The sequence below is a fragment of the Mojavia sp. genome, from assembly GCF_059505145.1.
Genome location: NZ_JCACKA010000089.1, coordinates 20,674 through 41,122, shown reverse-complemented (window position 1 = coordinate 41,122; position 20,449 = coordinate 20,674). Strand labels below are relative to the sequence as shown.

Genomic DNA, 20,449 nt, shown 5'->3' with positions numbered 1-20,449 from the left:
GATAGATAAGCTATAGGTTTTCACGCTAACACGCACACTGCACTGCACCCCTAACATTTCCTTGTTGCTGTCGAAAGCAAATACTCCCGCATCAGGGCTGCTGTTGAAACTGTTGTTTATCTTTTTTGGGAAGCGATCGCATCGCGCCATAACCAAAATAGTAAAAATCCCCGCACTCAAGGCAGGGAAATATGGCTTACTCTAAGCAGTTTTTAATACAAATGTATTATGCATAGTTGCTCAAGGCAAGCGATTGCTCTGGTCAAGAAAGGGATGGAGGGACAACGAGGTAGAGGGACGACGAGTTGGGGAGTAATCACAAATTGCAACTATGCCCCAAGGCTTCTGTTTGCAGAACAGCAGAGGTCGTTCAATAGACTTTCGACTGTTGACGGTACATAACATCTGAGCGTAAAACGTACTTTCGCCTTGCGTCAGGAAAACTATAAAACTCAAACTTGGTTACCATACTAATAAGGTTGCGATCGCCACAAACTTGATCACAAGGGTTCTCTCGCGTCAGGTAAGGCACTTGCCAATAATAAAATGCACTCGTCCGTATTAACAATATTGTTGCCAGAGCCGAGATATCTTGGTGCTTTCAACCGAAGGTCGCGCATCGACGGCCATTGCATTTTATTTCTTGGATCTCCCTGATCAGGTGATCCCCAAAGTTAAAATACGCTCTATGCTTTTGCAAGACTTCGCCTTTCCATATTTGGGAAATGCTAAAGGTGGCCCTACCAGCCGCGGCACTGATTACTCTGCCAGTGAAGACAGCCGTTGCATTATTCAGGGCAACTTGTGGTGACGGGAATTCTAGACATCGGCAAGCATATGCTGGTTTATTAGTAGTGACTAAGATAGTGAACAACAAAGAAACTGCCAGCAGTAAAACGATTGCTTGCTTGAGTATTCGATTCACAAAGCGCCTTGTATTTCTGCCCATTTCTATAATTGACAATTAATATGTTATGGGCATTATAACTGCTAGCTGTTTGCTGTTTATTTTTTACTAGTTTATTTATATAAAAGTCAATAAGTTTACTTAAAATTGCGATTGCAGCGTTATCTGGAGGTCACACTAGAGCAGAAGCGAAAAGCCGATTCGGTAATTGGGTTTTAGTCGAATGGTACGAAGAGCGCGCGTAATTTGTGCAAAGCTTGCTCTTTAAGCAGGGACGAACAAATAAGTGTATAAAAAAACTGAAATAGTCAGAGATACTAACAATTACTCTTTGCTCCCCCAGCTTATCTTCGTCTTCATGACATTCCCCATAGAGCTGATGTTAGCCTGGGATTAAAGTAGTGCTTAGGGTTAACCAACAATCACTATTCAAAGCCTCCCGCATCGCTGTTTCATCACTAAAAGCCTGCCGCACAAGTCGTCCCTCATATACCAGCTTGATTTCGCTTTGCTGAAATGCCCAAGGAGACATGATCAGTGTAAAATGATTATCTTTGTTTTCTACCAAAGTTAACTTTAACGTCGTTGTGCCATTGTTAGTTGGTACTTGAGTGATATGTTGTTCCCCTACTTTCGCTACACATAAGATTATCGAAAGCGCATCCCATGTTGCCACCAACTTTTGATTGCGTTCAATCACCTCTGGCGTTGCGTAAGGTGCGTAATATTTATCTTTTTGAAGAGTATCAATAATTTGTTTTTGAAAAGCGTATTCGTTGTTCAAAAAATCTTGCACAATTTGAGCAGATTTAGGTGAGTTTTGCCAGCTTGTAAATCTTTCATACAATCCTGTACCATGAAGTGAAACCAGGAGCGTTGCATATCTACCTAAAGGCAATGCTAGCTGTTTCGCAGTTGACCAAATATCTATATGTACTTCGGTTGGAAGTTCTGTGAATTTATAAGGGTAGCCAGTTTCTGGGTTAAGTGTAGGTTTTTGTTCCCATTGCAGCCAACCAATATCGTGTTGTTCTGCGGCAAAACAAACTTCTTGTTTGGGGACAAACTCACCAAATTGTTCGTTTCCCCAAGCTCGTGCTAATTGACCTGAAAGCCATGCATGATGTGGTTGAGTAATACAAATTAGTCCATACTTGGATGAGCGATGCAGCATAAGTTAAAATCTGAAGATATTTCTTGCCTTTCAAATTACACCTGTCTTAGGGTCATTCGCTATTACCTAAAGGTTAAATCTTCAAACAAACATCTACTAAACGAATTGGTTGGTTATTAACTCAAGAGCAAAGCTACCATTCGTTTTAGCACCAACAATCCCATCTGCCACAAGCTCGTTATGACTTTTCACAGCAGCAAACTTATGTTTCAATTCCTGATCGGGATTAAGTGAAATTTCTATGTAACAGTTCTAATGAATAGCATGAGTATCCTTGTTCAGCCGCCCGAAAGACAAATAACGATGCGACTGCATGATAATCGTAGGCTTGCATGGTATGAATGGGGGCTAGCCCTGTCAAGGTGACATTAAAGCATCTCTAAAAATGTCAAAAACTGCTCCCTTGCTATCAAAGCAATGGGATATTTTTTTTTAAGTCCCTTACTTGTGAGCGTGAGGAATATTGCAAGCTATAGCGTTTTGCCATGAACCACGAGCTTTTGCAGTGGATGCATTAGCTGTGAGTACCACTTCTCCCTTTTTATTCACCGACCAGCCGCTTGCTTCTACAATACGTTCTGGCATATTGCTAATTGGCTTACTAATAACCGATGAACTGTTACGTAGGCGTAGCCCGTCGAAGACATCACCTTTTGGCTTGAGCGATACCCAACTTACCTCCACTCCATCAGGAGCAGCTACATCCTTCGTAGGATTGGAAGGTAAACCACCGCGTCCGGTGATGATAAAACTACTTTGAGCATAATCCGGAGTATCGCAGACTTGGGCTATTTCAGTGTCTACGCCTATTGTGGGTAACTCTACTAAACCACTATTAGGGTCAATATCAAGTGTGTTGAGTTCTATTGTGCCGTCTACACCAAGCTCAGAACTGGCAGTAATGTCGCTTAAAGGAGTTTTTTGGTCACGGGGTCGAATACCAAAGATACCAAAAGCTTCAATATCGACTCTCCCACCTTTGCCTGTATAAGCATTAGCGGTGATATCACTGTCTTCTGAGGGGATAGCAATGATGAAAGGAGCTTTGATAGTGATATTACCGCCATTACCGGCTTTTTTTTGCTCACCTGCGTTAGTAGATATTTTACTGCCGCGGCGCAACATCAACATATTTTGCACTTGTAGCGTAATGTTGCCGCCTTCACCCGATGAGGCTGTTGCCTCTAGTGATCCTTCCTTGTCCAAACGAATCGAGTTGGCTTCAATTTCTAGGTTGCCTGCATTCCCTGTGCCTGCACTAAGCACACTTATTTTAGCCCCATCTTGAACAATTAAATTCCCAGTTTTAATCTTGACTGTTCCTCCCTGACCATCGCTCCCCTCACTAGCGTTAGCATTCAAGGTGCTGTAACTGTTGTTAGGCGATCTGCCACTTAATTCTAATGATTCAAAGGCGGTCACTCTAACATCTCCACCCGGTGCTTTACCCCTAGTACCAGCTGATATGGATGCCCCATTATAAAGAGTTAATCGCGCAGTTGTAACTTCTAAGTTTCCAGAAGCATCCGCATTGGAGGAAATGCTAAATAATCCAGTATTAAATAATACGTCTGGTGTTTGAAATGGCAAGGTTCCAGACTTTAATCCTTCGCTGCCATTTAATTGCACAGATTGTGAGGCATCTATATTCAGATTACCCGTCTGGCCTGCTCCAAGGCTTAATGCTGTTACTACCGCATAATCACTCAAAGTTAAACGCTTACTTTTGAGTATTACATTTCCTGCTTTTCCAGTTGCACCAGCCCCACTTAGCGTTCCTAAAACGGATGTACTCAGTTCCACAATGCCAGAATTGAGCGTAATAGTCCCTCCTTGACCTCGATCAAATGTAGGAGAAAGAACGAATATGCCATTATTGGCGCTAAATTTTGGAGTTTTAATTATTATGTCCCCCGCACCACCAGAATCAAAACTTGCAGTAAAGATACCGTAGGGAAGTAGAGAGGGATTTGTTATATTAGCGACCGGATTGCCCTTATCGTCCTTGGCTTTTATGCCGGCAAATCTTGTTATGTCCAAAATATACTCTTTTAGACTTTGATTCTGACTTCCACTTAAGTTTAAAGACTCGGAGGCTTTCAGCGTTACTGTCCCTCCTGGCTGTGAGCCGAAAGTAAAAGACACAATGCGTGACCTATCAGTAAGGCTCACCTTTTTGCCTTGGACTTGAATAGCACCACCTCCTGCCCCACTTGCATTGACTATACTTTCTTGAGAGATTTGAATATCTTTGAAGTTGTGTACACCTTGATAATTTAAAATCCAGCCTTTGTCTGTTGAGTCAAGCTTGACCAGACTATCGCCAGCCACACTGCCTAGTTCAATTCGTCCCGCTGTTGCCGTTGGAGTATCTCCGGCTGTTAGAATGCTTCCTAAGAGCGTTACATCTCCGCCTATAAGTGCCAGAGTGTTACCGGGCTTTACCTGCAAACCAATTTTATTATTACTAGTAGCTTGGGATTGATGGACAATACTTCCTGGATTTGCCCCATACTGTAAACCTATTGGTAGATTGACACTCAGCAAGGGTGCAGACTGAGGATTAGTAGCACTAAACTCCAAGTTATCTGGAAACTTTAAGCTACTAGCAGTACTTGCTAAAAATGAACCGCCAATTTCTAAACGAGCATTTTGACCAAAGATAATACCATTTGGATTAATCAAAAACAGGTTAGCAGTACCATTAGCTTTGATTAAACCATTGATGTTAGAAACTGAGCCACCCGTAACTCTACTAATAATGTTTTGAATATCTGTACTATTGTTAAATAAAGCAGTATGTCCAATCGGAACAGAGAACTCTTTAAAACTGTGAAACAAGTTACCACCACGCTGTGTTCCTTCCAGAATATTAAAGGTATTATTCTCTTGTATAACCTTTGAGTTATTAGGTAAATTCTCATCTGAGCTAATTTGGGCAATTGCACATTTGCCAGATAAAATACTAGCTCCGCTTACGGCAATACTCAACAAAGCAACCCAATAAGTCAATCTCAATTTAATCAAAACTATACCTCTACCTTAATAATAAATATTTTTGAAAAGAGGATTTTAAAAATCTTCGTAATTTAATTAGTATCTTGTTTGTTACTTAATAATGCTATTTATAACTGAAATTTAGTTGGTATTTAATCATAAAAATACTAAAGGTTAAATAACGAAATTCAAAGATTTGCCACAGCGACACTTCCTTGTTGATTTAATAGATATATTGCTAATAGTTTTGCAAGAAGTTATTTCAATAATACAGCTATTTGATTGATAGTAAACTATTTATTAAGTAAATTTCAAGTAAAGAAATTAGGTTGAGTACCAACAATAAGATTAATCTCTTCGCTTACGTGCGAAATGTGGGCTGATTTATTACTTGGGATCGCGGCTACTATGATTTCAACCCAACGCTCAACTTTTTCGCTAAAAATTAAAATTTTTACATAACCTTTATATTGAGCCGATATTTTTAAGTTACTGCGATCGCTACCCCCCTCTTATTACGGGTGTTCCTAAATACAAACTAACTTTAGACTGTTCATAAACACGAGCTTTCAACAATGCCTGGATTCTTCGCTCTACTGCCATTTCTAAGAAAAGTCTAATTAATAGGTCTGAGCTATTAGTATTCAAAAGAAGCTTACTGTTACTTTAGGGAACTAGAATATTTACCGAATATACAGCTGCACTCCTTACAAAAATAACTTGCTCTTTTATTAAGATTATAAAGTTTTATAATTACTTTTAATTTCTGCGAAAACTTTGATTTTTAAAACGATATCACAACAGAAGCAGTAAGTAAGGTAAACAGTAAAAGTTCATCAATAAGTTGCCAAAGCATTAGTCTAACTATGCTGTACCTAGAAATTTGAAAAATATGCCTTTGCTCTAATAAAGTTAGCTCATAGCTTACTTTTATTGGCCATATTCTCATCACTCTAGGCAATCTAATGTTCAATCTTTAAGTTCCAAAAGTTGATTTTAGGACTTATTAGATTGTCTCTAAATAGCTCCACCTGAAAAAACAGCCAACCGGAAGTTATCTGTTTGCCTCAAAGACTTTCAGTGTGGGTGGCATAGTCCTAAAACAGCTTTGCCAAGGTTGGCTGCTTTTAATGTCCATGTACTTATCTGCTATCGGTCTATCACATCATTACTTTGAGTTAAAAGGAAAAATATATGGCTGTAAATCCAATATCAATTCAGGAAGACGTACTTCCAGGTCTAAATGCTAATGTCCTGGCAAATGACATCCCTGTTAGGGTAGTTAGAAATGTGCAAGATAATCTTCTCAGGTCTGGCACTATTTCAACTACTATAGTTCGGCAATTGGAAACAGCTATTCTAGAGTCAGATCCTCGTTCTGGGGCTGGTCGAATTGTTGGTAAACCTGAGGACGATTTCCTCGCAGGTACGCCTGAGAGCGACCAAATTTTTGGGCAAGCTGGCAACGATATTATCATAGCTTTGTCCGGTGATGACCAAATCTTTGGTGGCAATGGGGCTGACTTAATAGTTGCTGGAGCCGGAATTGACAACATTGAAGGCGGGAGTGGTGATGACCAAATCTTTGGTGATGCCGGGAATGACGTTATTAATGGCGGCGATGGTGTTGATGTAATCAATGGAGGTGATGGCAATGACCGTATTATCGGTGGCAATGGAGGAGACCGAATTTTCGGTGATGCGGGAAATGATTGGATCAATGGTAATGCAGGAGCTGACAATATTAATGGCGGGGATGGCGCAGACATAATTTATGGTGATGCGGGGAATGATCGAGTTTTTGGGGGCACTGGAAATGACGACATCTATGGTGGCAGCGGTAACGACGCACTCAACGGTGATGCTGGAAATGATGTTGTCGAAGGCGGGATTGGCAACGATACACTTTTTGGTGGAACCGGGATTGGAAATGACACCCTTAGTGGTGGAGATGGTAGAGATTTACTGATTGGTGGAGTTGGCAACGATTCCCTATTAGGTGGGAATGGCAATGATCGCTTGATTGGTGTTGAACCTTTTGCCCCAGGATTTGGATTTGGTAATGGCGAACTTGATACTTTAGCTGGCGGGGTAGGAAGTGATACCTTTGTTCTGGGAGCAGGTAGTGAAGTTTTTTATGATGGTAATGGTCAAAGCGACTTTGCCTTGATAACAGATTTCAATATCAACGAAGATATTATCGAATTACCATCAGTCACTGTTAATGTGGCAGAGAGCGGGGAAGCAGGGCAGTCTGTTTTTGATAATCAAGTAATTCCAGCAGGAGCGGGGAAGCTTGGCTCTATTACTGGTACAATCTCTGATGTTAATGATGTTGACTTGTTTCAAATCACGCTGAATGGTAATGAAACTTTTTCTGCTACAACAGTCGGCGGAGCTAACTTTGACACGCAGTTGTTCCTGTTCGACTCCAATGGCTTGTTAGTGGGACAAAACGACGACTCTAACGGCACTCTTCAATCCACGCTTGAGGCATCATTACTTACAGGTAACTACTTTTTAGCCATCTCTAGCTTTAATAACGATTCAGTTGGCTCGTTACAAGGCGGTTTCACAGGTAGTGGCTCTTCAAGTGGAGGCTATACGATTAACCTAAATGGTGTGGCGACTTCTCCCTTTAGTTTAGGTGCTTCGCCTACTAATCTAGGATCAGGAACGGCAATATCTTTTCAAAACGACATCATTGCGGTTGTTCAAGGGGTTTCGATTTCAGATTTTAGTAGTGGCTTTGATTTCGTTCAAGTACCTCAAAATCAAGTTATTACCTAACTTGGCACTTAGTTTTTACTAGGATTAGGGAAAACATACACACGCATTAAAAAGCTTTCTCTACAACTATCTAGTAAAAATGCCATTCGTCGGTTGAATGGTAAGCTCAGGCTGCAATGGCACGCTCGGAAGCAGGCAGCGGGAGCAGAGGCAGGCAAATAAATAAGTGTATTCAAGGTTATTGCAGTAGTAAGAGTTACTAGTAATTACTCTTTACTCCCCCAGCCTCCAGCCCGCTGCTTATCCTCGTGACATTCATATCAGCCTGACAATGTATCTGTAAAAACGATACTGCCAACAACTGATACCGTTGTTACCTCTATGTTGCGGGTGCTTCAATATGCAGTTAATGGCGTTTTTGACTGACTTGAGAAAAACCAGTTAGTTAAAAATGCCTTTCACCTAATTAGCAAATGAGCTGTTTTAATTCTCTAATCGAGATTGCATTTATTGATTAACCCAATTGCATCTTAGCCTTTCTTATAGAAGCTTCAAGTACCTGTTGTATAGATCCCAAATGGGTTCTATAAATAATTGGGCAAGAAGTATCAGGGTAAACCTGTTTTAAATCTAATGTATGAATCAGTTTAGCATTTGACTAAAATTTAAAATTTTGGCGATGGGGAGATACCTAAGTTAATTCTTGTGTTGGTACTTATTGACCATCAAAGCTATTGGAGAAGAAAGGAGTATTGTTAACGCAGCTAATGGAGTCCAAAATATTTTCATCGATTGTACAGTTAAAATATGAAACAATTATTTTTTTGCGATGGCATATAGATTAAATGCAGATTTTTACTCTGCTGCTTTCCAAAACACATAAGGCCTTCCGGTAGCTAGTTGTTTATGAATAATTTCTCTGTAGCCATCTCCAGAAACTAAATTAACGCGAAAATAAACCTTACCATCGCGGAACTGGAAACTATACATATTCATGCTTGCTGTTCCCACACAAGAAGCATATTTAGATAATAATGGTGCTTCGTATTCCACTAATCTTTTAGTAGATTGACTAACTTTGGCATAGTTAGCAATAGGTCTAGTATCAGCTACAACAATATGATCTGCTCCTCCTTCTAAGGGAAGCAGCGACCACCATAAACCTACATTAGTAGGGCAACTTCCAGATTTACGCTCAACATTCAGCCGCACATTTGGTTTTTCTAAACCTTGAGCTACTACTGATGTCGATGTCATGATGATAGTAGCAGACATTAATCCGAAAATATTTAATAGCCGCAATTGTTTAGACTTGTTATTCTGTGTCATATTTCGATACCATAGATGATTGTTCAGTTACATTTTTTGATTGACAAAATCTTGAACTTTATTCCAAAGGTTAGTGTTGTAATTGATAGAGTTCATAACTCCTCTATTTTTCTCCTGCACTAATATTTATTTATTTGATATATACTGATTAATACTTTCTAGCCAAACTTGATTTTCCTCAATTGTGAGAATTATTCGTTTGAAAGATTCATCTTTGAGTTCTAGAGTTAAATAATGTTGGTCTTGCGTTACATACCAAAATTCTTTACCTTTGCTACTGTAGTAACTTCCTGCTTTAATTATCCCTGGAATAAAACTACCAGGGTTACGAATATCTAACCAACTACTTTCTGGTTGAGCAGTCGAAACTGCTTTTATATGATTGAGAGGAATCACAAAAGCTCCGTTAAAATTGAATGCCAATAATTGTTCATACCATTCCCATTCAATTTGTAAATTTTCATTAGCGAAAGTCAGATTCATTTGTTTTCTTCCTTAATATGGTTGTGACTGAATAATGTAAATTCTCAAGAAATTACTAAATGAGACTTGCTTCCTTGGTTCGCAACTCAAATACTAATGGTTCTTGACTAATAGGGGAAATTATTGCTCCATCTTTACTCTGTGGAATTGATGTAATTTCTTGATTTGTCAGGATAATATCTTGACCTGCAACAGTTATCCAAGCACCACCTGATAATACTTGCACTTCATCTATTAATTGTGGTATGCGAAGAGATTGGTTCTGATTAAGAGTGAGAAGTATCGGCAATGATACATTTTGCCTTGGTTTAAGTATATTAGAGAGTTTCATTGCATTAATAAAGTTTTTAGGGATAATTTTAAATTACAAGATAATAAAAGATTAGAGCTTCCTCCATTAGATTCACCCAATCGGGTGATAAATTAATGTGTATGAGCATGGACTTATTGCAAACATCACTGCGCTGAAGTTAATTCACCTGAGTTACATACTAGATTTGCTCCCAATCAATGGTTACTGTTGATATTTAGACTCATGGCTAAGAGGATAAAATTAGTGTTTTCATCTAAACGTTCTCCCGCCAAAATAAATCCACATTTTTTGTAAAATTGTTGAGCCTTGTAATTTTCTTTATAAACCTCTACTAACAGACTGCCTTTGATTGTTGATTTAGCATATTCAATTAGCTGAGTTCCGTACCCTTTGCCTTGCTTTTCTGACGACACAAACAAACCACCAACCAAGTTATCTAACAAAGCAATAAAAGCGACGATACATCCATCTTCCTCAGCAACCCACATTTCTGCCATTGGTATGTAAGTATTGACTACAACTTCTTTTTGTGAAGTTAAAGTTGCTTCTGAGATAAAACTGTGGGCAATTTTAGATGCTTCATACCAAACGTTGACTACATCATCCAAATCAGTGTCTTGATAAGCTCTAATCATAGTTTTACCAACCTTTGATTACAGATATAGTTATCTAGTGATGCTGCTATGGTTGAGTAATTTTGAAACCTTCAAAAGCAACTAAAAAACCTTCTCCCTGCGGTGAAGCACACATTAGTCCTACCTGTACAGTTTCAGTATGGGTGAGATATGCGAGTCGCAGCATTTGATTATTTTCACCATCTAGAGAATATTGCACTTCTACAGTTTCTGAGCGACGCTGTACCCGCATCCATAGTGCAATTGGTGGTTGTGATAGGGGGATTACTGACCAATCTGAATAATCTCGCGTCACTACAGCGCTGACGTTTTGCACACCTTCAACATACTCAATCCCGCATTTGAGCCAAGTTTTTTCATTCTCCCGAATCATCAATCCTGCTTGGTCATATAAAGCTTGATACTGTCCTATAACTTTTACCTCAACCGTAAAATTACCCGTTACTTCCTGATAGTAAAAGTTGCCGTTATCGCGCATGAAGTTATAGTGAGTCTTTTGCCAAAAATCGGTCTTTGCATCTGCGTTAACGTAAATAACTTCTGCTTGCTCGTTCCAAGTTGAAGGTTGGTTGTACCACTTCATTTGAGTCATAAATTTTGGATTAACAGTAACAACAGAATACAAATATATGTTAGTCCCCACTAACTTTGCCCAAAACGTATGGCAGGTTGATTTTTGAAATAATAGCCATTGGGTGTTGTACTTTTGTGGCTTGCTTTCTGATACCCAGAACGGATGTTTCTGCTGTTGGGTGGGTTGGTGTTGATGCCGTCTCAAATCATCGCCACCTTGCGAGGAAAAGCGAGTTTTGATGGAGATATGTGGATTTTATTTTATGCGATTCAAGCCATTTTAATTCCTGTGCATTGGCGATCGCATCTTCTATCGCAAGTGACTGTAATTGGATATTTTGCGATCGCGCTGCTGTTCGGTTGGCGCGATCCGAATGTGATTGTCTCTGCTACTTATGCCTTGGGTAGATTTTATACATTCTTAATTTGCTTAGTAGCCGATATTGGCGTATTTTTATATGAGCGATCGCTGCAACGTGAATTTGAATTACGTCAACAATTACTGGTTTTCTCCATGCGGTATCTCACGATTTACGCAATCCAGTCATTGGTATGGTGATGACTTTAAAGACTTTTTGGCATCCTGAGCAACACCGCAAGAACTACTCAAACAAATGATTGATTCCCCTTTGAAAATGGCTAGTACACATTGTCTAATGGTAGGCGGTAAAACTCTCAGCCATTTTTTGAACAATTTTGTTAACTTTTACGACAAGGTGGCATGAAAATTTAGATAAAAATAGAGATGTAAGTGTTTTCTATCTCACCTTGACTCAAGCCAACCCAGTGCGTAATTTGCAAGAAACTCATTTAAACCGTGCCCGTGCTAGTCTCCGACAAGCTGTATCTTGGTATGGATATCTTCGTAAATCAGGACAGCTATCATCAAATCCAGAATTGGCAGGTTCGGTGAAGCCGGAATTGGAAGCTTTGAATTCCATGCTCAACAAGCTAGACTCTAATGTGATTAGAATTGCGGCTTTTGGTTTGGTCAGCCGTGGAAAGTCGGCAGTGTTGAATGCCTTGCTGGGAGATAAAATTCTCCAAACTGGCCCCTTAAATGGTGTAACTCAATGGCCCCGTTCTGTGCGGTGGCAACCAGGAGGTAAGGTACAGGTAGAATTAATTGATACGCCTGGATTAGATGAAATTGAGGGTGATTCACGGGCACAAATGGCGCGAGAAGTAGCCCGGCAAGCTGATTTAATTTTATTTGTAGTATCTGGTGATATCACCCGCACAGAGTATCAAGCTTTACTAGAATTGCGTCAGTCACAAAAACCGCTGATTTTGGTATTTAACAAGATAGACCTTTACCCAGATACAGATAGAGCAGCAATTTATCAGAATTTGCAACAATTGGGTGCAGGAAACCCTCAAGCCAAGCCTTTACTACCTGATGAAATTGTCATGGTGGCGGCGGAACCTGCACCAATGGAAGTGCGGGTTGAGTGGCCTGATGGTCGTGTTAGTTACGAATGGGAGACTCCACCTACTCAAGTCGATGAACTAAAACAAACAATTCTGAATATTCTCAATCGTGAAGGGCGATCGCTTCTGGCTTTAAATGCACTCATCCAAGCACGACAAGCAGAAACGGCGATCGCTCAAAAAACTCTTGATGTCCGCGAACAAGAAGCTGAAGAAATTATTTGGCAATTTACAAAATATAAAGCTTTGGCAGTAGGACTAAATCCTATCGCTTTCTTAGATATTCTTGGCGGTACTGTTGCTGATTTAGTATTAATTCGTTCTCTAGCACGGTTGTATGGTTTGCCTGTTACTAACTATGAAGCCGGAAAGATTTTAAAAACCATTTTATTGAGTTCTGGTGGCTTATTACTTAGTGAATTAGGTAGTAGTTTTCTATTAGGATTAGGCAAAAGTACTGCGGCTTTAACTAGTGGTGATAATCCGACAAATATTACTGCTTATGCTGGTAGTGCGATCGCCCAAGCTGGAATTGCTGGTTATGGAGCCTACGCTGTAGGTAAAGCTGCACAAGTATATCTCGAAAAAGGTTGCACTTGGGGGCAATTAGGCGCTAGCACTGTAATTCAAGAAATCCTCTCTCAAGTGGAACCGAACACAATTGTTTATCGTTTACGCCAAGAGTTAGGCGGAAATTTTGGAGAGTTTTGAGCAACTCGCAAATAATTAAATAACGTTATGTAACACTGAGTTAATATATTTGAAAAAGTTGAGATTTACTTTATGAAGTAACTTTCACTTTTTTAAATTACTAATTATGAATTACGAATTAGTATATTTGCCACCATAAAATCATGCTCAATTAAAAAAAGTATCAAGAGTAACTAAAAACTAACTTCCCATTTGTTACCCTAATAATCAACTTCTAGAGAATTTTTCTACACTCTCAATCTGAAATGCAAAATTGAAAACATGATTAGTCTTAGCTAGCAATTGCCACTAGCAAAACTTTCATAGTCTTTTGCATCGAAGATAACAAGAGGGAGATTCCCGCTCAAATTGTGCCAGTCAAATGACGGTCTTTACCACCGCATTCTTGAGAAAGCTTATCTACACTAAAAGTATAAGCTCCTGACTCAGATGAAGCTGGTAATGAAGAGCGCTGAGTACTAAGTTAAACGGGTTATGTAGCGAGTGCTAAGACAGTTATGAGTAACGAGTATCGAGCAAAAGATTCATTACTCTACTCACTCACAACTCAGCACTGAGTTAGGTCTAATGTCGATATCAGTACAAAAAGGTAAAACTATCATGCAGACAAGCTTAGAAGTAGTTCATCAGGCTGCTGTTACTAATGGACAGAATGGAACTAAAACTATTGAGCAAGCTATTTTAGAAGCGATCGCAGAAGCTCGCACTACCTGTGACACAAGCGGTAGTAATTCTGCTAACTGTGCTGTAGCCTGGGACATTGTAGAAGAATTGCAAGCCGAGAAAGCACATCAAAAGCAGGCTAAACAAAGAAAAAACTCTTTGGAAACTTACTGCGATCAAAATCCAGAAGCCGTTGAGTGTCTAATCTACGACGTTTAACTCTCCCGTAAATCGGCTGTTGCTGATTTAGTGATTTGCTTAATTAGTTCCAAATCTGGCGATGGTGTTTCACTTTCCATTTTCAACCATAAAAGATATTCGATATTTCCAGCTGGCCCAGTAATTGGCGACCAAGTTAAGCCTTTGTATTGCCATCCTAATGCTTGAGCCGCTTGTAACACCTGGAAAATCGCGTCTGCTTGGTCGTTAGAATCGCGCACCACGCCTTTTTTCCCCACACGAGATTTGCCAACTTCAAACTGTGGTTTCACTAGCAATACTGCTTCTCGTGGAGGTTGAGTTAGCTGCCACAAAGCTGGCAAAATCTTGCTTAAGGAAATAAACGACACATCCACCACTGCCAAATCAGGCATAGGAGCAGCCTCAGCATACAACTGTTGAGGCTGTAGTTGTCGTAAATTAGTACGTTCTCGCAAAATTACCCGCGGATCATTCCGCAACCGCCAATCAACTTGTCCGTAACCAACATCAATACCGTAAACTTTTTTAGCTCCAGCTTGTAGCAGACAATCAGTAAAGCCACCTGTAGAAATCCCACCATCTAAACAAATACGTTCGGTTACGGGAATTGCAAAAATTTCTAAAGCTTTAGCGAGTTTTTCCCCACCTCTGGAAACAAACCGCGATCGCTCCTTAATCTGAATTTGAGATAAAATATCAACTTCTGTACCAGGCTTATCAACAACCTGCTGATTAACGGTCACTTCTCCCGCCTGGATGAGCCTTTGCGCTAAGGCGCGAGAAGAACACAAATTTCTTTCTACTAAAAGTGTGTCGAGTCGTTGTTTAGCCAATTAACTTGCTTTTGCAGTGGCGTTACAGCCAAATGATCGTGAGCAACTTCTATTGTGCCGGATTTGAGGCGATCGCAGTTGGTTTCATCTTATCCAATTCTGCCAAAATTTAGTACTGCGACCATAAATGTAAATATAATTGCAAAGTTAATATATGGGAACAGAACATGGCTAAAACACAATCTTTTGCGATTCTCGCAGCTGTTCCGGAAATGCACTTAATTTCGGCAGTCGAGACAATAGCCAAGCTAGAAGATGAATCAAGCGATGAAGAAATAATAAAAGTCGCTTTCGGTAGCATGGCTTTTGAGGTATTTCGCAAAGCAGATGAATTACGAGGAGGTAAAGCTGTAGAAGTATTAATTTATGCTTCGCACTCAGATGGCGACCAACCTCTACACTCAGAAGTATCTTGGCAGGGTTTATACATTGGTCATGTAAATTCTCGTAATGGCAGATATCCAGGTAAAGCTAAGTTTCGTCCGCCAGCTACTGCAACTGACAAACCTACTTGGGCAATTTTTTGGGAATTACAAGAGTTGAAACAGCTAAAAACTCCTATTGCGATCGCCTCTTTGAAAGCTTTAGGTAAAAAGTCGAATTATACTTCCAGATTCATTCCTGAAGAGCCATCAATAATCGAATATCACTAATTTATAAATAAGTAATCTTGCTTAAAACTACCATAAATTTGTTATGACAGTAACAATTTTGGCAGATTTTTGTAACATAATCTAACACTTATTGACCCTTACACAAAAAAGTGATATATCAGATTATTTTACTTTCTGCAAAGTTTTTAAGCATAATTACTTCTTGACAAATGCAGACTTATTTTAGAATACTATAAATATTTAAATTTTTTCTTCAAAGTGTATTACATATAATCGAGAAGCGGTATAATTCGGCAAAATTAGAAGCTCTACTAAAGTACCTATTTACGATTGGCTTCTACTGTCGGAGACGCAACGCAAACACCAGTGCTGTAGGCGATCGCGTCTTTGTAGAAAAAAGACTTGTCGTTAGACAATAATTCTTGGCAAAACATTTCAAGTGCATTAGCGAAGCGTGCCCAAAGGAGGGCGCGCTTTTGATATTTTTATAGGGGTAGAAATCTTGCCTGCCCCTAATGTCTAAATATCGGTTTCACTTAACTCACGAGTGATATGGTCAAACGGTTCATCCACAAAGGCAGCATTAGCCACACCTGCGGCTGCAACTTGTTCTTTGACAATATCCTTCATAATTTGAACTCCGCGAACCGTGGGGCCAATAGGCACGCCTAAAGAATTGTAAGTTTCCCGCAGCCCTTGTAGTACCCGCTCATCTAACACATTGGTGTTGCCAGCAACCAGCGCATAGGTAGCATAGCGCAAGTAGTAATCCATATCCCGCAGACAAGCTGCATAACGACGAGTCGTGTAAGCATTTCCGCCTGGGCGAATCAACTCTGGCTGTTCTTCAAATAATTTGGAACCAGCCTGCTTGACAATTGCAGCTGCATTAGAATTGATTGCTCCTGCTGCTTGTACTCGTGATGTACCACTTTCAAAGTATGATTTAAGGCTATCGATCGCATTGCGATCAAAATACCGTCCAGCTACGTCATAATTCTTAATTAAGCTTGTTACTGCATCGCGCATTCCTTTTTCTCCCAATCATTACTATCTATGGTTTGATATTAATTTGGCTGCTTTCATGCACCAGTAATTTTTTGTGCCAATTACAATATAGATTCGGCACAAAACAATCTATCCGCTACTTAAGGATTCTATGCCAAAGTTGCCCCCTCTGAGATGATATGTTCGAGTTTTGTACAGATGTTAGGGAAAGGTTAATATAAGCTGTAAACCAGACGATCTGTAACAAAAACTACAAATTTCTCTAATCTCCTATCCTTAGGATATTCCAGGTGTGTCACAATTGGGTTCAGCTCAGCAGGGTCAGCAGGCGTTGAAGATTCTAGTTTGAGTTTATTTAATTGGCAGAGAAGGAGTAACAATGACAACCCCACAAGAAGTCTTGAAACTGATTCAAGACCAAAAAATTCAGATGATTGATCTGAAATTCATCGATACACCAGGGACATGGCAACATCTCACCATGTACTACAACCAAATCGATGAAAGTTCATTCACTGAGGGCGTACCTTTCGACGGTTCCAGTATTCGGGGTTGGAAAGGCATCGAAGAATCAGACATGACAATGGTGCTTGATCCAAACACTGCCTGGATCGACCCGTTCATGAAAGAGCCAACGCTAAGTATAATTTGTAGCATTAAAGAACCCCGCACAGGCGAGTGGTATAGCCGTTGTCCTCGCGTGATTGCCCAAAAAGCCGTAGATTACTTAGTTTCTACTGGTCTTGGTGACACAGCATTTTTTGGCCCAGAAGCCGAGTTTTTCATCTTCGATGATGCGCGCTTTGACCAAACCGCCAACGCAGGCTACTACTACGTAGACTCTGTAGAAGGTCGTTGGAATTCTGGTAAAGATGAAGGCCCCAACCTAGCTTACAAGCCACGCTTTAAAGAAGGTTACTTCCCAGTTGCACCAACGGATACCTTCCAAGATATGCGTACAGAAATGCTGCTGACAATGGCGGCTTGCGGCGTACCCATTGAAAAACAACACCACGAAGTTGCCACTGGTGGTCAGTGTGAACTAGGTTTCCGCTTTGGTAAGCTAATCGAAGCTGCTGACTGGTTGATGACTTACAAATATGTCATCAAGAACGTTGCCAAGAAATACAGCAAAACCGTTACCTTCATGCCCAAACCACTGTTTGGCGATAACGGTTCTGGGATGCACACTCACCAGTCTATCTGGAAGGATGGCAAACCTCTATTTGCAGGCGATAAGTATGCTGGTTTGAGCGAAATGGCGCTGTACTACATTGGCGGTATCCTCAAACACGCGCCAGCACTGTTAGCAATCACCAACCCCACTACCAACTCTTACAAGCGCCTAGTGCCTGGTTATGAAGCACCTGTTAACTTGGCTTACTCCCAAGGTAACCGTTCTGCTTCTGTTCGGATTCCTCTTTCTGGCACAAACCCCAAAGCTAAACGGTTAGAGTTCCGTTGTCCAGACGCTACATCTAACCCCTACTTGGCATTTGCTGCCATGCTTTGTGCTGGTCTCGATGGCATCAAGAACAAAATCCATCCCGGTGAACCCTTAGATAGAAATATCTATGAACTCTCTCCGGAAGAACTGGCAAAAGTTCCTTCCACTCCAGGCTCTCTAGATAAAGCATTGGGAGCATTAGAAAATGACCACGCTTTCTTGACAGAAACAGGCGTGTTCACGGAAGACTTCATCGAAAACTGGATTGACTACAAGTTGGCTAACGAAGTTGAGCAATTACAACTGCGTCCTCATCCCTATGAGTTTTACCTTTATTACGATTGCTAATTGCCATAACTAGTGCCAGAAGGGACTGGGGATTGGGTACAGGGGACTGGGAACTGGGAACTAATATTTTTACTCTCAACTCAGAACTCTCAACTCAGCACTCTTTCAATTCAGAGGGCAGAAGGAAAGAAAGCTTATAAGTTAAGTTTTCCACCTATTGTTGCAACTTGATAATTCTTGCTGTCACGCTTTACTTGTAATTTTTTTTGCCACCCTATAGGGTGGCTTTTTTTTAGAGTTCATTACTGGACTGATGCAAAACCCCCTTTGTGGAAGGGGGAGTTTATCCATGTATTAAGGCTGAAACACCTGATTTCTCATTCATGGTGTATAAGTTCTAACTTAAAAAAATTCAGTTAAGATTTCTTACAGCCTAACTCATAGCAGCGTGGCTGCTGCCATAAATTACCCGTGTGGTAGGGTCAATCTTACCTTGAATGGGGTTCCAGTAATGGGATACTTCTTCAGGAAGACCTAGCTCCTGTGCGCTACGCATCAGCATCGATTGTTGACGATTCTTGACTTCTTGATATTGACGCGCCATGATTGCACGAGATTTCTCTTGAATAGACATACTATGGTTCTCCCTAAGCTTTTAGTTATAGATGATTGATTTACTCTTTCGATAATTAATATAGCATGAAATTCTGTAGCTAAAGTTACAAAATGCTTTTTAGTAACAAAACTTAATCTTTTCTAATTTTGATATTTTCCTTCAACACAAAGCGACGAAGAACTCCTTTGACTTAGCTCACCTAGCAATTGAATTAGACATCTTTCTTCAGGTTGGTATCAGTTGGAGAGATACACCTACCACTAGATTGATTATTTATTAGTTACGCTTATTTAGATTTGAGGAATCAGAGACCATAAACCTCCCTCATACTTATGCAAAATGCTTACATTCAGGTGATTTGAGCGATTTACCTAAATTCTAAAAATGACTTTTTGGGTGAGCCAGCGCTAGCGCTGTAGTAGAGAGAAATTAAGTTACCATCAAAAATAGCGAAAACAAACTTTATAAAACTTCATAAAACTATGACAGTTACTTACCCACGGAAATTTCAGAATGCGATGAGTGCGAGGGATATCCTCAAACAGGTAGTACGCGATCGCGAACTTCATCTGATTACCCTCAACCGTTACCGCTACAGCGAGCAACGCAGTTGCAAAGACCTGACTGAGGTAATTGAAAAACTCAATGGACAGCCACGGGAACTAGTGCGGGATTTGTCTCACCATGTCTCGGATGAAGCTCGTCATGCCATGTGGCTAACTGATTTGCTGGTAGATTTGGGAGCTGATGTCGGAACTCCCCCTGGGTCTTCCTATATCGATGAATTTGATCGTCTTTTAGATAAAGAATATTTGGATGCAAAAAATAACCTAGAGGACGGTATTATTGCAGCGTTGGCAGCGATTAACATTACCGAAAAAAGAGGCTGTGAGTATTTCTCAGCCCACATTTACGCCCTCAAGCAAGCACCGCAAACAGAAGAAAATATTAAAATCCGCGAAACCATTGAAAAAATTCTGCCAGAGGAAGCAGGACACGTCCGCTGGGGTAACCGTTGGTTAGCACAAATAGCAGATAAAAGTCCAGAACATCGGCAAAAAGTTGAGCAAGCCAAGCAAAAGTATGCGGCAATTGAACAAGCGGCATTTGAATCGGGAATGGATATCACTCTAGGTGCAGAACTGCGGCGGGTTGCCAAACTGGTAGAAGTGGCAAATACCATGCCCGTTTGGCAACGTCCCCAGTATCTAATGGAGCGCTTACCACAAACCTTATTAGCGCCAGAGTTGCAGTTTACTAGGATTCAGGTAGCACAAAAAGCTTGGCAGCGCGATCCTCAAGCATTTATGGAGAAGTTTGTGCCAATGTTCCTCAACGGTATTAAGGGCAAAGAAAATAACAGCAAAAAAACCACAGCTTGAAGAGGACGGGAGGAAATTTAATTTTCTGGTTCTCCGTGTCTATTAGTTTCTACGGCTTTGTGTCGGTCTACACTCATTAATTTTGATTTAGCAGACTACTAGGTAGGGCATATG

At 40.4% G+C, this 20,449-nt stretch carries 18 protein-coding genes; 7 read left to right on the top strand and 11 right to left on the bottom strand.

Annotated features, from left to right (window positions below):
• Positions 1–601: 601 nt before the first annotated feature.
• From AC5JL8_RS26130 to AC5JL8_RS26120, 3 genes are all read right to left on the bottom strand, one after another.
• Positions 602–925 carry a hypothetical protein gene (locus tag AC5JL8_RS26130; protein WP_495882592.1) on the bottom strand — a complete coding sequence of 108 codons (324 nt, stop codon included), beginning with the start codon at positions 923–925 and terminating at the stop codon, positions 602–604.
• A 364-nt stretch (positions 926–1,289) separates the two neighbouring features.
• The gene (locus AC5JL8_RS26125) at positions 1,290–2,081 is read right to left on the bottom strand and encodes a DUF3891 family protein (RefSeq protein ID WP_495882591.1); all 792 of its coding nucleotides are present in this window, start codon (positions 2,079–2,081) and stop codon (positions 1,290–1,292) included.
• Positions 2,082–2,522: 441 nt separating this feature from the next.
• Complete coding sequence (locus AC5JL8_RS26120) at positions 2,523–5,108, bottom strand: two-partner secretion domain-containing protein (protein ID WP_495882590.1); 2,586 nt, start codon at positions 5,106–5,108, stop codon at positions 2,523–2,525.
• A gap of 1,164 nt (positions 5,109–6,272) precedes the next feature.
• Here AC5JL8_RS26120 and AC5JL8_RS26115 point away from each other — a divergent pair.
• The gene (locus tag AC5JL8_RS26115; protein ID WP_495882589.1) at positions 6,273–7,868 is read left to right on the top strand and encodes a DVUA0089 family protein; all 1,596 of its coding nucleotides are present in this window, start codon (positions 6,273–6,275) and stop codon (positions 7,866–7,868) included.
• A 795-nt stretch (positions 7,869–8,663) separates the two neighbouring features.
• Here AC5JL8_RS26115 and AC5JL8_RS26110 read toward each other — a convergent pair.
• From AC5JL8_RS26110 to AC5JL8_RS26090, 5 genes are all read right to left on the bottom strand, one after another.
• Positions 8,664–9,137 carry a hypothetical protein gene (locus AC5JL8_RS26110; RefSeq protein ID WP_495882588.1) on the bottom strand — a complete coding sequence of 158 codons (474 nt, stop codon included), beginning with the start codon at positions 9,135–9,137 and terminating at the stop codon, positions 8,664–8,666.
• 126 nt (positions 9,138–9,263) lie between these two features.
• Positions 9,264–9,620 carry a hypothetical protein gene (locus AC5JL8_RS26105; protein WP_495882587.1) on the bottom strand — a complete coding sequence of 119 codons (357 nt, stop codon included), beginning with the start codon at positions 9,618–9,620 and terminating at the stop codon, positions 9,264–9,266.
• A gap of 55 nt (positions 9,621–9,675) precedes the next feature.
• A complete protein-coding gene (locus AC5JL8_RS26100) occupies positions 9,676–9,951 on the bottom strand; it encodes a hypothetical protein (protein WP_495882586.1) in 276 nt (91 codons plus the stop codon).
• Positions 9,952–10,127: 176 nt separating this feature from the next.
• Positions 10,128–10,568 carry a GNAT family N-acetyltransferase gene (locus AC5JL8_RS26095; RefSeq protein ID WP_495882585.1) on the bottom strand — a complete coding sequence of 147 codons (441 nt, stop codon included), beginning with the start codon at positions 10,566–10,568 and terminating at the stop codon, positions 10,128–10,130.
• 46 nt (positions 10,569–10,614) lie between these two features.
• Positions 10,615–11,160, bottom strand: coding sequence for a DUF1349 domain-containing protein (locus AC5JL8_RS26090; RefSeq protein ID WP_495882584.1), 546 nt, complete (start codon positions 11,158–11,160; stop codon positions 10,615–10,617).
• Positions 11,161–11,304: 144 nt separating this feature from the next.
• Between AC5JL8_RS26090 and AC5JL8_RS26085 the strand changes: the two genes are divergently transcribed.
• From AC5JL8_RS26085 to AC5JL8_RS26075, 3 genes are all read left to right on the top strand, one after another.
• Positions 11,305–11,700, top strand: a complete 396-nt coding sequence (locus tag AC5JL8_RS26085; RefSeq protein ID WP_495882583.1) for a hypothetical protein — start codon at positions 11,305–11,307, stop codon at positions 11,698–11,700.
• A gap of 227 nt (positions 11,701–11,927) precedes the next feature.
• Positions 11,928–13,283 carry a GTP-binding protein gene (locus tag AC5JL8_RS26080; protein WP_495882601.1) on the top strand — a complete coding sequence of 452 codons (1,356 nt, stop codon included), beginning with the start codon at positions 11,928–11,930 and terminating at the stop codon, positions 13,281–13,283.
• Between the two features lie 600 nt (positions 13,284–13,883).
• Entirely contained in the window at positions 13,884–14,165 is a 282-nt protein-coding gene (locus tag AC5JL8_RS26075) for a Calvin cycle protein CP12 (RefSeq protein WP_495882600.1), read from the top strand.
• Here AC5JL8_RS26075 and AC5JL8_RS26070 read toward each other — a convergent pair.
• A complete protein-coding gene (locus tag AC5JL8_RS26070; protein ID WP_495882582.1) occupies positions 14,162–14,980 on the bottom strand; it encodes a TlyA family RNA methyltransferase in 819 nt (272 codons plus the stop codon). The genes AC5JL8_RS26075 and AC5JL8_RS26070 overlap by 4 nt on opposite strands.
• A gap of 167 nt (positions 14,981–15,147) precedes the next feature.
• On the opposite strand from AC5JL8_RS26070, the gene AC5JL8_RS26065 reads away from it, so the two are divergent.
• Entirely contained in the window at positions 15,148–15,633 is a 486-nt protein-coding gene (locus AC5JL8_RS26065; RefSeq protein ID WP_495882581.1) for a hypothetical protein, read from the top strand.
• A gap of 480 nt (positions 15,634–16,113) precedes the next feature.
• Here the strand turns inward: AC5JL8_RS26065 and apcB are convergent, their stop codons facing one another.
• Positions 16,114–16,623, bottom strand: coding sequence for an allophycocyanin subunit beta (apcB, locus tag AC5JL8_RS26060; RefSeq protein ID WP_495882580.1), 510 nt, complete (start codon positions 16,621–16,623; stop codon positions 16,114–16,116).
• A gap of 358 nt (positions 16,624–16,981) precedes the next feature.
• Between apcB and glnA the strand changes: the two genes are divergently transcribed.
• Positions 16,982–18,397, top strand: a complete 1,416-nt coding sequence (gene glnA / locus AC5JL8_RS26055; protein WP_495882579.1) for a type I glutamate--ammonia ligase — start codon at positions 16,982–16,984, stop codon at positions 18,395–18,397.
• Between the two features lie 373 nt (positions 18,398–18,770).
• Here the strand turns inward: glnA and gifA are convergent, their stop codons facing one another.
• On the bottom strand, positions 18,771–18,971 hold the full coding sequence (gene gifA / locus AC5JL8_RS26050) for a glutamine synthetase inactivation factor IF7A (RefSeq protein WP_495882578.1): 201 nt from the start codon (positions 18,969–18,971) through the stop codon (positions 18,771–18,773).
• A gap of 464 nt (positions 18,972–19,435) precedes the next feature.
• On the opposite strand from gifA, the gene AC5JL8_RS26045 reads away from it, so the two are divergent.
• Positions 19,436–20,335: a ferritin-like domain-containing protein gene (locus AC5JL8_RS26045; RefSeq protein ID WP_495882577.1), complete on the top strand. Its 900-nt coding sequence runs from the start codon at positions 19,436–19,438 to the stop codon at positions 20,333–20,335.
• Positions 20,336–20,449 lie beyond the last annotated feature (114 nt).

Coding starts and splice junctions, on each gene's coding strand:
- AC5JL8_RS26075 (WP_495882600.1), top strand. CDS start 13,884: ATGCAGACAAGCTTAGAAGTAGTTCATCAGGCTGCTGTTACTAATGGA.
- AC5JL8_RS26115 (WP_495882589.1), top strand. CDS start 6,273: ATGGCTGTAAATCCAATATCAATTCAGGAAGACGTACTTCCAGGTCTA.
- AC5JL8_RS26065 (WP_495882581.1), top strand. CDS start 15,148: ATGGCTAAAACACAATCTTTTGCGATTCTCGCAGCTGTTCCGGAAATG.
- AC5JL8_RS26045 (WP_495882577.1), top strand. CDS start 19,436: ATGACAGTTACTTACCCACGGAAATTTCAGAATGCGATGAGTGCGAGG.
- gifA (WP_495882578.1), bottom strand. CDS start 18,971: ATGTCTATTCAAGAGAAATCTCGTGCAATCATGGCGCGTCAATATCAA.
- AC5JL8_RS26090 (WP_495882584.1), bottom strand. CDS start 11,160: ATGACTCAAATGAAGTGGTACAACCAACCTTCAACTTGGAACGAGCAA.
- AC5JL8_RS26110 (WP_495882588.1), bottom strand. CDS start 9,137: ATGACACAGAATAACAAGTCTAAACAATTGCGGCTATTAAATATTTTC.
- AC5JL8_RS26095 (WP_495882585.1), bottom strand. CDS start 10,568: ATGATTAGAGCTTATCAAGACACTGATTTGGATGATGTAGTCAACGTT.
- AC5JL8_RS26105 (WP_495882587.1), bottom strand. CDS start 9,620: ATGAATCTGACTTTCGCTAATGAAAATTTACAAATTGAATGGGAATGG.
- apcB (WP_495882580.1), bottom strand. CDS start 16,623: ATGCGCGATGCAGTAACAAGCTTAATTAAGAATTATGACGTAGCTGGA.
- AC5JL8_RS26085 (WP_495882583.1), top strand. CDS start 11,305: ATGTTTCTGCTGTTGGGTGGGTTGGTGTTGATGCCGTCTCAAATCATC.
- AC5JL8_RS26100 (WP_495882586.1), bottom strand. CDS start 9,951: ATGAAACTCTCTAATATACTTAAACCAAGGCAAAATGTATCATTGCCG.
- AC5JL8_RS26125 (WP_495882591.1), bottom strand. CDS start 2,081: ATGCTGCATCGCTCATCCAAGTATGGACTAATTTGTATTACTCAACCA.
- glnA (WP_495882579.1), top strand. CDS start 16,982: ATGACAACCCCACAAGAAGTCTTGAAACTGATTCAAGACCAAAAAATT.